This window comes from Bacteroidota bacterium, from assembly GCA_018692315.1.
Classification (GTDB): Bacteria; Bacteroidota; Bacteroidia; order Bacteroidales; family JABHKC01; genus JABHKC01.
In genome coordinates, this window is sequence record JABHKC010000078.1 from 1 (window position 1) to 15,130 (window position 15,130).

Sequence of the window (15,130 nt, forward strand, 5' to 3'; positions counted from 1 at the left end):
ATTGCAAAGGCTCGCTGTCCAAACATATTGCAGTGTCAGCACCAGCCTCGGCAATTGCCGGCTCAACTACATTCAGATTGATAGTGTCTTGATTTGTGCAGGATAGCAAATCTGTATATATGTAAATAATTTCAAAAGCTCCGGTTGAATCCGGCAAAAAATTTCCTGATAAAGAATCGATGCCAAAGCCTGTCCAGAAACCACCTGCCGGACTTCCAAAAAATTGCACCGAAATAGCTTGATTGCACAAACTGGTATCATTTCCTGCAAAAACGGAAGGAAGTTCTAAAACTGTGATTTGTAGGCTGTCAGAATTGTTACACCCCAAAGAATCCATATAAAAATATTCGATTGTGTGTGTACCAACTCCTGCAATTTCAGGATTAAAAATTCCTTCGGAAATATTTGTTATTCCCGGACCTTGCCAATATCCACCAAAAGGAAATTCGTTTAAATTAGTATCTGTCTGATTTACACAGATTGGGAAATTTGTATCAATAGAAATTTCGGGCAAAGGAAAAACAGTTAAAGGAAAAGAGTCTATATCGGAGCAATTTGTTAAATTGGTAATTGTTACAAAATATGTGGAGTCCTGCTGAGGTGCAGCAAATATACTTTCGATAGATTCCCCGGTATTCCATTCAATAGTGTAAGATGTGTCAGAACTAATTAATAATGATAAAATTGATGTATCAAATTTACAAATATCTGTATCGCCAAATATTTCAATTGAAGGAAAAGGAAAAATTTCAAAACTTTGTTCCGATGTATCAATTCCACACATATTTTCAGCAATAATGCTTAAAGTGTATAAACCAACCTGATCGAATAATAGGGAAATATTCGCAGAGTTTGAGTTAGTGCCATCGGTGAAAATAAACCCGGAATTTGGAGCAATTTCCCATTGATATGAGTTAATGCTTGTGCCATTACTATCATATAGTGCATAGGTTTGAACCGAATAATTTCTGCAAGAATCTTCAATTGGAGGAAATTCAATTTCCGGTACTCCGAACACATCAATATAGAATGTAGTATCTTTAGTTTCACAACTATTTTGAACATAAAGTGTAACTTCAAAATTTGTATCGATAGTATTAAAAATAATAGTAGGGCTTTGTGAAGTATCAGAAAATGGAGTAGAAAAAGTATAGCCTGTGGAAGGAGAAATGTCCCAAAAAAATGAAAGTCCTTCACCTGTTGAATTATTTGAAAAATTCACTGTGAGAGGAGAGCAACCATTAGTTGTATCAAGCGATGCGATTAAATCCGGAGCTTCAATAATAGTTATTAACTTTGAAATTGAATCTTTTCCGCATTTTGTATTCTGCATTATCAGCGAAACCTCATATACTCCGGCTGAATCAAAAACTAATTCCAATTCGTTTGATCCCCACAAATTGGGATTATTCATGTAGCCAGGTGTATTGTATAAAAATTCGTTTCCTAATGAGCCAGGTGGTAAAAGTGTCCAACCGTTTTCCGGTACTATAAACCATTTCACAGCTGCAACGCTATCGCAATTATATACACTGTTGAAAAAGTCCCAACTAACTTCATTTCCGAGGGCAGAAGAATTTGAAACAACAACAGTATCGTCAAAAACACAAGCTGTATCTTGCGAAAATTCAAAATCGGCGGTTGGTTGTTCCGAAAGTCTAATTGAATTAATAACTCCATTGGTTATTCCACATTGATTTTGTGCTTGAAAATAAACAGAAAATTCATTGTCAGGATAACCACATGATGAGTTTAAAAATTCGTAAAAAATTGTATCCGGTGGAGGATAAGAATACTCAATAGTCGTGTCAATATCTGTGAAAAAAAATGTATAAACTGAACCAGTATCATTTCCATAATCAATAGGGAAAAAATATGTTTGAGGAACACATTCGAGGGCTGTACCTCCCGGATTTGTTAATCCAATTGAGGGATTAGCTCCAATAAATCCATCGTAAACTTCTGTTGAATAACAACCAAAACTATTTGAAACAGTTAGTGTAATAACAATATTTCCCATTATATTGTATTCGTGAGTTTCAGTTGTCCAATTAGTTGTGCTGAAGAAATCAGGTGTCCCATCTCCCCAATTTATTGTGTATTCGGTATTTGTACTTGTAGTGGTAGAACTATTAAATACTTCAAAAACAATACTTCCCATAGTATCACATTGCACGAATGGCGATATCGAACTAATATCGGTAAGTTCTGCATGCGGTGCCGGTAATATGCTTATTGTTTCTGTATAATTATCGGCAGGACAGATGTCGTTTGAAACCGATAGATTAATTGTGAATACTTGAGGACCATTACTAATATTTGTATAAATATGTGTAGGATTTTCAAGGTTTGATGAACTATTATCTCCAAAATTCCAAATGCTTGTTGAGTGGCCTGTTGAATTATTCGTGAAATTTATTGTATTTCCTGAACAAGTATTATTTGGAGAGAAAGAAAAGTCGGCATTAGGGTTTGGGAAAATAGTAACCGGAGCACTAGCATTATCAGCAGGACAAAATCCATTGGAAACAGTTAATATTACAGTGAATGATTCAACATTATTTCCTCCAATGAAATAGGTGTATGACAGGCTTTGAAATGGTGAAGTTACACTATTTCCAAAATCCCATAAACTTGAGGTATATCCTGTTGATGTATTTGTGAAAATTATTGGAGCTCCGGTACACACGCTGTCGTTGCTTAAAGTAAAACTTGCTGAAACTGTTGGCAAGACATGTATGTTTTGAACATAGCTATCTTGTGTTTGACAGAAATTTTCAGTAACTATTAAAGTTACAGGATAAGCAACTACAAAATTAGTGATACTTTGGTAAGTATGGTTAGGATTGTCAATTGTTGAAGTGCTATTATCCCCAAAATTCCAATTGCTTGACGAAAAGTTTGAGGAAGTATTGATGAAATTGACTTGTGTACCAGCACAAGCACTGTCGGGCGAAAAACTAAATGATGCTATTGCCGGTTCAATAACAAAGATAAATATTGAGGCATACAAAGTTGTGTCTGGACTATAAACTGTCAAATCGTAATTGCTATTTGAAGTTGGGTTTACAACTATTGATGTTGAATCATATTGTAATATATTTGTGCCATTCCAATCAATAGAATCAACTATTACACTTGCATTTAAAACAGGAACTATAGCCAACATATTTCCCTGGCAAAGAGAATCCGATGAAGATAAACTAATAAGAGATTGTGAATCAGCCTGTTTAATAATATTAAAAAACAATATTAATATAAAAATAATTTTAATCTTCTTCACAAGCCCGGACCTATTGATTCGCTTTAAATAATACTCAATTAATTAATCAAAATAAAACATATTTTTTTTATACACCAAATTAATTTTTAAAATGAAATAAATGCTTACTGGACTTAAATTTAATAATAAATGCTTAAAATGGCTGATAGGCAAAAGCTCACTCAAACCGAATAGCCTTAGCCGGGCTTATTTTTGTAATAATTATTGTAGGAAGTATCAACATAGAAACTGTTATAATCAATGTCCCAAGATTTATTAGTAAAATATGTATTATACTGAAATTTATTGGAACTACAGAAATATAATATGTTGAAGGATCAAGGGTTACAAGTCCAAAGTATTTTTGCAGAAGGCATAGCGAAATTCCAGCAAAATTTCCCCAAAAAAGCCCTTTCCCAATTAAGAAGGAAGCGTGATATAGAAACAATTTGCGAATACTCCAGTTTTCTGTTCCAAGTGCTTTTAAAATACCTATCATATTTATGCGCTCCAGAATGATTATAAATAGTCCTGAAATCATATTAAAACCTGCAACGATAACCATTAAAATTAAAATCACAATTGTGTTAGTATCAAATAGTTCTATCCAATACAAAGACTGTGGATATAGTTGTTTAACAGTACTAGTTTTTAGTAATGAACTTTTTTTGTCAAAATTAAATTCCGTTAGCTCTTCTACTTTTTCACTCAGATAGTCAAGTTTGTCATAATTATCAATAAAAATTTCAAAGCCACTAATTTGGTTTTCTTCCCAATCGTTCAATTTCTGGATATGACCAATATCAACTAAAATTAGTTTGCTAAATTCTTCTATTTCAATTTCAAAAATTCCAGAAATGGTAAATCTTCTCATTCGGGGAGGTTGCTGAATAAAGTAACAAGTAATTTTATCGCCAACTTTCAAGCTTAAAGACAAAGCTATCTTTTTTGAAATTAAGGTGAAATTGCTTTTAACCGTATCAATTAGGGCAAACTTTTCGCCTTCAACTATGTTTTTATCAATAAAACTCCAGTCAAAATCTTTCCCAATTCCTTTCAACATCACGCCTTCGAAGTTGTCTTCGGTTTTTATTATTCCAACTTTTGTCGCAAATATCTGAATGTGTTCAATTCCATCAATTTCAGTAATTGAAGGATAAAAATCTTGTTCTTTCGATATTGGTATTGTTTGTAAGGAATTGTTCGAATCGTAATTTGTAATTATAATATGCGAGCCAAAACCCGTAATTTTTGCTTTAATTTCTTTTTTATAACCTGTTACAATTGCAATAGTAAGAATCATTACCGATAGCCCAAGAACGATACCGATAATGGCAATATTTGTCATAGGCTTAGATATTTTCCCTTCACCTTTGCCGCCATAAATTCTTTTTGCAATAAATAATTCAGTATTCAATATGTTTGTTTTAATTTGTACAAAAATAATATTTATTGTTTGATATAAATACTTAAATCATGAAAATAAGATTGGTGTTAGTTTGTATGACTTTTTTATTCAGTACAAGCAATTTGCTTTCGCAAAACTTTGTAAAAGTTGGAGCCGAACAAACTGAAGAATATTTACCATTATTGAAAAATAAGAGAGTTGCTGTATTGGCAAACCAAAGTTCGCTAATTCATAAAACACACATGGTAGATAGTTTGCTTTCTCTCAATATTTCTGTAGAAAAAATATTTTGTCCTGAGCATGGTTTTCGTGGAGAAACAGAAGCCGGTAAACAAATTCAAAATTACATAGATAAAAAGACTAAGTTGCCTGTAGTTTCACTATATGGGAAAAATAAAAAACCACAATCTGAAGACTTGAAAAATATTGATATTTTCGTTTTTGATATTCAGGATGTTGGAGTTAGATTTTATACATATATCTCAACTTTGCATTATGTTATGGAGGCTTGTGCCGAAAACGACATTAAACTTATAGTATTCGATCGTCCCAATCCGAATGGTTTTTATGTAGATGGACCTGTTTTGAAAACAAAATTTTCTTCCTTTGTTGGAATGCATACTGTGCCTGTTGTTCATGGTCTTACGATTGGTGAATATGCAAAAATGATAATTGGAGAAAATTGGCTTAGCAACAACAAGAATTGCGAATTGCAAGTAATTATGTGTCAAAATTATTCTCATGAAACTTTGTATGAATTACCTGTGAATCCTTCCCCAAATCTGCCAAATATGGAATCGGTTTATTTGTATCCATCCTTATGTTTTTTCGAAGGAACAGCCATGAGTATAGGTCGTGGGACAGAAAAACCGTTTCAAATTCTCGGACATCCAGATTGGCAAATTGGTGATTTTTATTTTACGCCAAAAAGTTTGCAAGGAATTTGCGAAAATCCAAAATTTCTGAATCAAAAATGCCGTGGAATAGAGCTTTCAAAAAAAGATTCTGAAAGAATTTTAGAAAATCCATTAATAAATATTAAGTATCTTTGCGATGCTTACCTCATATTCGAAGAAAAGGATAAGTTTTTTAATGATTTTTTTATAAAACTTGCCGGAACACCAGAACTTCAAAAGCAAATTACTGAAGGTAAAACAGCTGATGAAATAAAAAAATCATGGAAAAAAGGTTTAAAGAAATTCAAAAAAATCAGAGTAAAATATTTGCTGTATGAAGATTTTGAATAAGATTCAATTTTGAATTTAATAAGAACCACTAAATCAAAATAACAAATATTTAATAAAAATAACCAAAAGTAAATGGATGTAGAAATAATAACAATTGGCGACGAACTCTTAATTGGACAGGTCGTAGATACAAATTCTGCATGGATGGCTGAACATTTAAATATGAATGGTTTAAATGTCTATCAGATTACTTCAATTTCAGATAATAGAAATCATATTTTTGATGCCATCGACACGGCTTTAGAAAGAGCAGAAATTATTTTATTAACTGGAGGTTTGGGACCAACAAAAGATGATATTACCAAAAATACTTTATGCGAATATTTTGATACTCATCTGATTATGAATGATGATGTTTTAGCTAAAATTAAGAAGTTTTTGTCGTCAAGAAAATCTGCATTAAATGAACTTAACAGACAACAGGCTTTAGTTCCGGAAAATTGTAAAATTATTCAAAATGAAAACGGAACAGCACCAGCACTGTGGTTCGAGAAAAATAATAAGGTAATTGTTTCGATGCCTGGTGTCCCATTCGAAATGAAACAAATAATGTCCGACAAAATTATACCTGCACTAAAAAATAGGTTCAAAACAAAAAATATTATTCACAAAACTGTTTTGGTTGCTGGATTGTTCGAGGCTCAATTGGCTGAAATTCTTCATGATTGGGAAGAACAATTACCTGCAAATTTGAAATTGGCTTATTTGCCAAGTCCGGGAAGGATCAGGTTAAGATTTAGTATTGTTGGTGAAAATCGCGAAGATTTATTGAAAATTATTGATAATGAGATAATAAAATTGAAGGCAATTATTCCAGATTCTGTTTTTGGATTTGAAGAAGATACATTGGAAAAAGTTGTTGGCGATTTACTGAAAAAGAAGAAACTTAGCCTTTCAACGGCTGAGAGTTGTACTGGTGGAAATATTGCTCATCTACTTACTTCTGTAGCTGGAAGTTCGGAGTATTTTGTAGGCTCGGTTGTGGCATATTCGAACAACATTAAAGAAAATATTTTGAAAGTAAGTAGAAAGAAAATTGAAAAGTATGGAGCTGTAAGTCAGGAAGTTGTTGAAGAAATGGCTGTTGGGATTAGAAAATTATTTGATACTGATTATGCAATTGCAACTTCAGGAGTTGCCGGACCGGGTGGAGGAACAGAGGAAAAACCGGTTGGGACTGTTTGGATAGCCATTTCTGAAGGGAATAGAACCATCTCGAAAAAGTATCTTTTTGGGAAAAATAGAGAACGAAATATTAGCAAAACATCCTCAACTGCCCTGAATTTATTACGAAATATGCTTTTGAAGCGAATTGAAACTTAAAGATTTATTGGAACATATAAAAATGCAAATTTCTTCGTTGTTTCAAAATTTTAAAATCCTCATTTACAATGGTAAACTGCGGTCTTAAAATTTCTTACGCCTTGAAATTTGCTATTTTTAGAAGTCCCCTTATATTTCAAAAGCTATTTTACTTAATCAAAATTTCAAGACATAAATAGCAATTTGGAATTTATGACAATGACAATTTTAACTTTAATATAAACATTCAGTTTGAGATTGTTATTAGCGGTAACTATTCGATAAAATATTTTCTTATGATTATCATTTTTAAAGCCTATTTTGCATATAATCAGTTCAAATTCAGAGAGTTCATATGCTTAGCAATGAATAGTAAAATTTCTGTAAAAATATTTGTATAATTTATTAATAAACACGTTCTTTGCAAACTATTTTGAAAAAGTGAATTAGTCTTGAATTTGAGTATTAAAGATAAAGAAAATGTCAAGAGTTTGTGAAATAACAGGAAAGAAAGTGATGGTTGGGAACAATGTTTCTCACTCAAACAAAAGAACTAGAAGGAAGTTTTATCCAAATCTTTTTATTAAAAGATTCTTTTTGGTAGAAGAAAATAGATGGGTAAGTATAAAAGTATCTGCTTCAGGGATTAGGTTAATCGACAAAAAAGGATTAAAAACTGCATTAGAGGAAGCCAAAGAGAAAGGTTTTATTAAAAATTATTAAGAAAAAGAAAATTTGCCATGGCAAGAAAAGGAAACAGAGTTCAAGTAATTTTAGAATGTACCGAGCATAAAGAAAGTGGTATGCCCGGAACTTCAAGATATATCAGTACAAAAAATAAGAAAAACACTCCTGAAAGATTGGAAACGAAAAAATACAATCCAATTTTGAAGAAAGTTACTGTACATAAAGAAATTAAATAAAACAATAGATTATGGCTAAGAAAGTTGTTGCAACACTACAAACAGGAACTGGTAAAGATTTTGCACGAGTGATAAAAATGGTAAAATCAGAAAAATCCGGTGCCTACTTATTTAAAGAAAAAATTGTTCATAACGATAATGTGAAAACATTTTTTGCTGAAAAATAGATTTTAACTTTTCAGAAGTTTAGGAAACTGTTAACTCATTATCATTGCTTGCAGAAGCGAGCTTAACCGATATAAAATGAATAGAATTGAAAGCCATTTGGTTTTTTTGATTCTATTTTTTTTTGACTTTTTTTGTCTTTCTCACCAATTAGCGAAGACGCAAAGAAATTTCAACTTATAAAATCTTTGCGTCTCTTTATCTTTGCGAGTATATGATATTATTTTTTACTCAAAGTCCCCAATCTTACGAACAATCTGCTCACCAATACCAATTGTATATCCTTCCGAAAGGAATATTATTTGAGATTTTTTGTTTAGAAGAATTACCACTGGATAACTCCTTGTAACATTTGTTTCAAGCATTGCCGAAATTTCATTTAAAAGTTGGCTGTTTTTGTCAAGGCAAATTGTTGGTGCATCAAATGCCTCTCCTAATAAGCCTTTAGCCATCTCAGTATCTTTTTCATTTGTTATTATATTTACAATCTGACAGCCTTGAGTTTGAAACTTGTTTTTTAGTTTGGAAATATCTTTGATAATATGTTTTGTAGGTTCTTTGTCGGGCTCCAGCCAAAGCAAAAGACTTGCATTTTCAGCAGATCCTAATAGAGAAATTTTTTCAGTCAAATTGTCGGCAATAGGTAGTTTTAAATCATCAAATTTATGCTGAAATAGCGCTTTTGCAGTTTGGCTATCTTCACGCAATTTCAGCTCAAACTCTGTGGTTTTACCTCCTTCAACATCAAAATATGAAATTTCGCACAGAACTTTTCCCTGGTCAATCCGATTTCCGCTTACAATTCTATAACTTCCAACTTCTAAATCTAATGTTACCGGAAATGTTTTCACCAAATCGCTGAATTCGTAATCGAGGGTTTTGTAAACACTTTTCTCTAATTTTCCTATTGTATAATGAATGTAATATTCAGGCGTTTGTATTGGATTTTCGTCTGAATTATTTATTATCAAAAATCCTTTAGGCGAATTGCTCTTTACGGTTTTTTCAAAACTTGCATTTATCCATCTTCCGTTTGAAAAATATTGCGGGATACGAGTTGCTGGTTCTAAACGTGCAGCAATTCCTTTGCTTCGACATACAGCCACGAAAAAAATATCTCTCGAAAGAGAATTGGTAATCCTTAGATTATAAACGCCCATTGGTGTGATGGAAACTCTATAGTAGTTAGATTTTTCGTCAATTTTTATATTCTGTTTTACCCAGTTGATAATATTATTAGGATTTAAAAACTCATTGTTTTTAAATTCATTTTGAAAGAAAGATTTGTATTGTGTAATAAGTTCAAAATTTATTCTTGGCGATAGAATATACTTAAAAAAAATATCATCTTTCACTTTTTGTTCGCCCGAAAAAAGCAAATGATCTATAAGTATCTCTGCCTTTGTGTCGCGCAAATCTTTTTTCGAAATATTGGCAAGGAGAGGAATTATCAGTTCCTTATTTTCCTTCGATTTAATAAATTCCAATATTTCCTTCCAGTTTCCTTCACTAAGATCGAGAAAATGCCAGGTTTTTTCGGGATTGATATTTACAGATTTTGCAAACTCATATGCTTGAGCAGAATCTATGAACGTCTCCATATATGCAGTTCTAATTTTGTCTTCCTCTTTTAGTTTTCTTGCATTTTCTTCTTTTCCCTTAGTGGAAACTGATTTTGGAACTTTTTTAATTGGTGGAGTCAAATCGAATTGTTCAACTTTTGATAGTACAGGAGTTTCTTCCAAAATAATTAGCACAGTATCAGTTTCTTCAATAGTTATTTTTTTGTATGCAAATTTGTTGTCAAAACTGCACCATATCATCAAATCTCCAAAGCCAGTAAGTAAAGAAGCAATTCCGTCATCATTGCTCATTTTTGAAGCTATTGAGTAGAACTCGGCATAATTATATAGTCCAAAATCAACTTTTGCGTTTGCAAGTGGTTTGCTGTCTTTTCCCGAAATTGTTTGTACATATATTGTTTTTGTAGGTGCATAATTGGCAAGCAAATTAATTCGTGTATAAAGTTCTTCTTTCAAAATTATTTCCTCTGGTCCGTCATATTTTCCAAAAACGTTTGTATTAACCAGCATTGCTCTGAGAGCCGGACCTGCAAACCAGCCTATATTCAAATCGGCTTCAGGCTCGCAAGCACCCAAAAAATACCATTTATTATCTACCCAAACTTCTACCCAAGCATGATTGTCGTCGCAATGTGCCCAGCGCGGAGTGTAGCACTGGCGTGCAGGAATTCCTGCTGCTCGCATGGCAGTAACCGTAAATGTTGATTCTTCGCCACAACGACCCCATGATGTGCAAACTGTACTTAATGGTGCACTGGTTCTCATATCTGAGCCTTTATACGAAACTTTTTCGTGGCACCAGTGATTTACTTCCAATGCCGCTTCTTTCATCGAAAGGTGTTTTATGCGTTCTTTCAACTCATTGAAAAATACAATTCTGGCCGTGTCGAGATTTTCATTATTGATTCTATAAGGTAAAACAAAGTGCCTGAAAATATTTTCAGGAATTGTTTTGCCCCAGCTAAAAGTATCTTTTGTCATCAAGGCAACTTCGACATTTTGCAAGAAAAACTCACCATCGTAATCGGCCAAATCGCTCAGTGGCATATATGCAAACAAAAACTGTAAAGCCTCCTTTTTTTCAAGAGAAATATCGGAATTTAACACAGCGAACAATTTATTTGCTCTGTTATTTGCCTTTTTTTTCTGCTTTTCGAACTGTTCTACAACTTGGGCTCTGTATATTTCGTCAGATATGAAATGTTTTTCCTGTTTTTTGCACGAATAACTTGCAACAATCAAAATTATTAGTGTAGTTTTTAAAATTCGTTTCATTTTCTATATAATTATATTTTTTATTTGAACTATTGAGTGAATGTTATAAAATCGTCAGGAGAAATTATTTTTGTGAAAGCATCGGGGTATAGATTTGTAAAAGCACGACTAATGTAGTTCTTTTTCGTTTTGCTCCATTTTATTTCATATGCCGAAAGTTTATCGTGATGCGATTCAACATAATCAACTTCACTTTGATTATAGTTTCTCCAAAAAAAGCTTCGTATTGAAGGCCTTGTCCAAACATTCATTTTCATCCGTTCGCCAATCATGAAGTTTTCGAAAAGTTGCCCAATGTCATTTCTTTGCGAAATATCCCTGTAATCATCTAAAATCGAATTTCTAATCCCGTTGTCCCAAAACAAAATTTTACTCATTTTGCTCACCTCTTTTCGAGAGTTCGTACTGTAAGATTTTAGCTGATAAATCACAAACGATTTTTCTAACAAGTCGATATAGTTTTCGACAGTTTCCGATTTTGTTTTTAACTGATTAGCCAGTTCATTCACCGAAACTTCAGAACAAACTTGGTATGCCAGAAGTTTTAGCAATTTATCGAGCAATTCGGGTTTTCGAATATTTTTCCAAATCAAAACATCTTTATACAAATATTGTTGCGACAAATTTTTTAGCATTATTTCTGCCAGCTCACGTTTCACACAAATTTCAGGATAGTTACCATAAATAAGGTGAAACGCCAACTCCTGCTCTATTTCGAATTGTGATTTTCCTTGATATATTTCAGATAGGCTAAAAGGGTACAGATAAAAAAGAAAGTGTCGCCCTGTCATTGGCTCAAAAATTTTATCCGAAATTTCCAAAGCTGACGAACCGGTTGCTATAAATTGCACATCCTCGAAATTGTCAACCATTAGTTTTAGCAACAATCCGGCATTCTGAATTCTCTGAATTTCATCAATTATAACAATTTTGTGATTGCCAATGACATTGGAAATATCAGTAATAGTAGGGTTTAAAAGGCGTTGGCGAACCGAAATTATATCGGCATTTAACCAAAGCGTATTTTCAAAATCGGAACTTAGATGTTGAAGCATGGTTGTTTTCCCGACCTGCCTGGCTCCTATTATCACAAGTGCTTTTCCTTTGAAAAGCAAAGATTTTAATTGTTGTTCTATTTTCCTTTTCAAATTTTTCATTTTGCAAATATAAGGAAAATTTTACGAACTGGAAATATTAGTGGTTATTTTTCCAGTTCGCTGGAAATATTAGTGGTTATTTTTCCAGTTCGCTGGAAATATTAGTAGTTATTTTTCCAGTTCGCTGGAAATATTAGTAGTTATTTTTCCAGTTCGTTTTGCAAATGATAGCAATTAAAATTGTAGTGAAACCCAAAATGACATTTATACAACTGCTATTCAGACATTTATATTTACATTAGTTTTCCCAAACTAATGCACTCGCACCTAAAATAGCAGCATTCTGGTCAGGAATACCAGAAGGCAAAATCTGAACTTTATTTTTAAAAATATTCAACAAATTTTCTTCTAAATATATTTTTGTTGGTTTAATAATCAGTTCACCGGATTTTGCTAATCCTCCGAATAGAAAAATTGCTTTAGGGCTTAGAGTTGCAACCGCATTTGCCAAAGCAAATCCAAGAATTTTTCCTGTAAACTCAAAAGCTTCAAGAGCCATTTTATCAGACCTGTTGGCTGCCTCAGCAATTAGTTTTGAGGTAATTTTTTCCGGTACAAAATTTCTTAACTCGCTTGCTTCATCAGATTTTTTAAGCAATTCAAGCACTGTTTTTAGAATTCCCGTGGCCGAAGCATAAGTTTCTAAGCATCCTAATCTGCCACAGCCACAGGTTCTACCTTCCGGATTTATGACAGTATGTCCAATCTCGCCGGCAAAACCATCGTGTCCGTAAACAACTTTTCCATCAACTACAATTCCGCTTCCCAAACCGGTGCCAAGTGTTATCACAATAAAATCGTTCATGTTTTTTGCTCCACCATAAATCATCTCACCCATAGCTGCTGCATTGGCATCGTTGGTGAGGAAAACCGGATAGTTCATTTTCTTTTCGAGCTTTTCGGCTAATTTCACTTTTCCCTTCCAACGCAAGTTTGGAGCAAAATCTATTGAGCCGGTATAATAGTTTCCGTTTGGTGCACCAATGCCAATTCCTTTGACTTTTGTGTCGTTTTCAAGATTTTCAATCAATCGTTTCAGGCTGTTGGAGAGTAGCTCAATAAATTCATCTACATTTTCATATTTTCTTGTCGAAATACTTCCTTCTGCCAGAACTTTTGCATCCTTATCAACAACACCAAAAACTGTATTTGTGCCACCAATATCTATTCCTATTGAAACTTCTTTCATCTCTATTTTTATAAATTTTCAAATTGTGTCAAATATAGGAAATTTTAGATTTTCGGACATCAAATTTTTAATCTGCAAATATTTAAGAAAAAGTATATTACATTTGCTAATTATTAATTTTCACTAATTAATGTAATTTTGAAAAAAGGAACAATACTGACCATTTCGCTTTTGCTTTTTTTCTTATTCTGCTATTCTCAAACAGATATTAATTCCATTTTGAAGCTTGATACTATTTATTGTGTTGAAGAAACTGAAAAACCATCAGTTAATGATTTGGTATATTATGTAAATGATGATTTATTTTATTTTATCAATTATAATTCAAGAAAGGCTGATGACATTTTAGTTTTGAATGAGATAAATCTAAAAAGTGGCTATAAAACGAGATACTATGGAATATTTGATCTATATGAACACAAAAACAGTATTTTTAAAGACTATGAAATAGTATTTAGTTCAATGTATGTTAAAGATTCACTTCTTTATTTCATAGCATTTGACAAACTTTATTCCTATATTATTTCAAATGAAGAAATAGAATTCTACCAAAAAGTAAATATTAAGCTATCAAATATTAATTGCATCAAAAATAAGATTGTTTTATATCATAATTACAATTTCCACAAAAACAACAAGACCGAACCAACCGTATTATCAATTTTTAATGAAGAAAAGTTTACTATTGGAAAAACTATTACACCAAAATTTGAGAATCTTTGTTATACACACTTTAATCCAAACAACTGGTTCGATTTTAGCTCAAATTCAATATCATTTTGTCAAACAGTTGATTATAAGATTGATTTTTATGATAGTAATCTAAAAAAAATCAATCAAATAATCAGGAATATTGATAATTGGGAAAAAGCACCTAAAAAGAAAAAAGATCAAAGTGCTCACGATTGTTTAGATTATTACAATCCATGGGAAGATAAAATTGCAAGATTATTGGGTGGATACTTCATTAATGATACTGCTTTTATTACACAATATAAACTACCTCAAGTTGAAGAAAATGACTTTAAATATTTCTTCGATATTTGGAGTTTTAATGGCAATAAGTGGGAGTTATCATTCAGTAATTTGTGTAATTCGTTCAAGTTTAAAATTGATAAAGATACCATTTTAACAAATGAAAATTTTCCGTTTAATTCCATGACTTACCCAAAATATATTGTTCATAATAATAGAATTATTTCTTTTCGGGTGGAACCTTACATAAATCCAATAGGCTTGACAAAAGGGGAATATGATGAAAAACAGAATTCTTATCTATTAGATTCGGATGTGCCAAAAAGACTACAATTGTTTGTTTTTGATATAATAGCTGAAAAATAGCATTTATGACAAAAAGATCAACTTCAAAAGTGAGAAGTGCAATTTTCATTACTTTCTTTTTTGCTTTCTCCACAATTTTTGGACAACAGTACACAAGTAATTCAGCTTTTTATAATTTGGCTGGCGAAAAAGTAATTGCTGGATATACCGGAGCAAGCTGACCCCCTCCGAGCGATAAAAAAAATGTTGTTTTTCTGAGTGAAATTTGTCTGTCATTCCGGCAGATGTTGACCCCTTTTTTGCGGCGGCGGCTTTCGAGAAACGGAGCATGTTGACCC

General features: G+C 32.4%; 12 protein-coding genes. 7 read left to right on the forward strand and 5 right to left on the reverse strand.

All coding sequences use genetic code 11. The annotated features are described in order from the left end of the window. Together HN894_06385 and HN894_06390 are read right to left on the reverse strand one after the other, a co-directional pair. Positions 1–3,169: hypothetical protein (locus HN894_06385; protein ID MBT7142948.1), on the reverse strand; the 3,169-nt coding region annotated here is incomplete at its 3' end. Positions 3,170–3,440: 271 nt separating this feature from the next. Further along, positions 3,441–4,679, reverse strand: coding sequence for an ABC transporter permease (locus tag HN894_06390; protein MBT7142949.1), 1,239 nt, complete (start codon positions 4,677–4,679; stop codon positions 3,441–3,443). Positions 4,680–4,738: 59 nt separating this feature from the next. On the opposite strand from HN894_06390, the gene HN894_06395 reads away from it, so the two are divergent. The 5 genes from HN894_06395 to HN894_06415 all read left to right on the forward strand — a co-directional run bounded on the left by HN894_06395 (position 4,739) and on the right by HN894_06415 (position 8,309). After that, positions 4,739–5,917, forward strand: coding sequence for a DUF1343 domain-containing protein (locus HN894_06395; GenBank protein ID MBT7142950.1), 1,179 nt, complete (start codon positions 4,739–4,741; stop codon positions 5,915–5,917). A gap of 72 nt (positions 5,918–5,989) precedes the next feature. Then, entirely contained in the window at positions 5,990–7,240 is a 1,251-nt protein-coding gene (locus HN894_06400; GenBank protein ID MBT7142951.1) for a competence/damage-inducible protein A, read from the forward strand. Between the two features lie 459 nt (positions 7,241–7,699). Then, positions 7,700–7,942: a 50S ribosomal protein L28 gene (locus tag HN894_06405; GenBank protein MBT7142952.1), complete on the forward strand. Its 243-nt coding sequence runs from the start codon at positions 7,700–7,702 to the stop codon at positions 7,940–7,942. Positions 7,943–7,959: 17 nt separating this feature from the next. After that, positions 7,960–8,142, forward strand: a complete 183-nt coding sequence (gene rpmG, locus HN894_06410; protein ID MBT7142953.1) for a 50S ribosomal protein L33 — start codon at positions 7,960–7,962, stop codon at positions 8,140–8,142. Between the two features lie 11 nt (positions 8,143–8,153). Beyond that, positions 8,154–8,309: a DUF4295 domain-containing protein gene (locus HN894_06415; protein MBT7142954.1), complete on the forward strand. Its 156-nt coding sequence runs from the start codon at positions 8,154–8,156 to the stop codon at positions 8,307–8,309. 225 nt (positions 8,310–8,534) lie between these two features. On the opposite strand, the gene HN894_06420 is transcribed toward HN894_06415, so the two are convergent. The 3 genes from HN894_06420 to HN894_06430 all read right to left on the reverse strand — a co-directional run bounded on the left by HN894_06420 (position 8,535) and on the right by HN894_06430 (position 13,511). Further along, positions 8,535–11,165 (reverse strand): transglutaminase domain-containing protein, encoded by a 2,631-nt coding sequence (locus tag HN894_06420; protein MBT7142955.1) that lies wholly within the window; start codon positions 11,163–11,165, stop codon positions 8,535–8,537. Between the two features lie 29 nt (positions 11,166–11,194). Beyond that, the gene (locus HN894_06425; protein MBT7142956.1) at positions 11,195–12,313 is read right to left on the reverse strand and encodes an ATP-binding protein; all 1,119 of its coding nucleotides are present in this window, start codon (positions 12,311–12,313) and stop codon (positions 11,195–11,197) included. 247 nt (positions 12,314–12,560) lie between these two features. Then, on the reverse strand, positions 12,561–13,511 hold the full coding sequence (locus HN894_06430; GenBank protein MBT7142957.1) for an ROK family protein: 951 nt from the start codon (positions 13,509–13,511) through the stop codon (positions 12,561–12,563). A 138-nt stretch (positions 13,512–13,649) separates the two neighbouring features. On the opposite strand from HN894_06430, the gene HN894_06435 reads away from it, so the two are divergent. Both HN894_06435 and HN894_06440 read left to right on the forward strand, forming a co-directional pair. Then, positions 13,650–14,852, forward strand: a complete 1,203-nt coding sequence (locus HN894_06435) for a hypothetical protein (protein ID MBT7142958.1) — start codon at positions 13,650–13,652, stop codon at positions 14,850–14,852. Between the two features lie 5 nt (positions 14,853–14,857). Then, the gene (locus tag HN894_06440) at positions 14,858–15,013 is read left to right on the forward strand and encodes a hypothetical protein (GenBank protein ID MBT7142959.1); all 156 of its coding nucleotides are present in this window, start codon (positions 14,858–14,860) and stop codon (positions 15,011–15,013) included. The last annotated feature ends 117 nt before the right edge of the window (positions 15,014–15,130 follow it).

Coding starts and splice junctions, on each gene's coding strand:
- HN894_06395 (MBT7142950.1), top strand. CDS start 4,739: ATGAAAATAAGATTGGTGTTAGTTTGTATGACTTTTTTATTCAGTACA.
- HN894_06400 (MBT7142951.1), top strand. CDS start 5,990: ATGGATGTAGAAATAATAACAATTGGCGACGAACTCTTAATTGGACAG.
- HN894_06405 (MBT7142952.1), top strand. CDS start 7,700: ATGTCAAGAGTTTGTGAAATAACAGGAAAGAAAGTGATGGTTGGGAAC.
- rpmG (MBT7142953.1), top strand. CDS start 7,960: ATGGCAAGAAAAGGAAACAGAGTTCAAGTAATTTTAGAATGTACCGAG.
- HN894_06415 (MBT7142954.1), top strand. CDS start 8,154: ATGGCTAAGAAAGTTGTTGCAACACTACAAACAGGAACTGGTAAAGAT.
- HN894_06420 (MBT7142955.1), bottom strand. CDS start 11,165: ATGAAACGAATTTTAAAAACTACACTAATAATTTTGATTGTTGCAAGT.
- HN894_06430 (MBT7142957.1), bottom strand. CDS start 13,511: ATGAAAGAAGTTTCAATAGGAATAGATATTGGTGGCACAAATACAGTT.
- HN894_06440 (MBT7142959.1), top strand. CDS start 14,858: ATGACAAAAAGATCAACTTCAAAAGTGAGAAGTGCAATTTTCATTACT.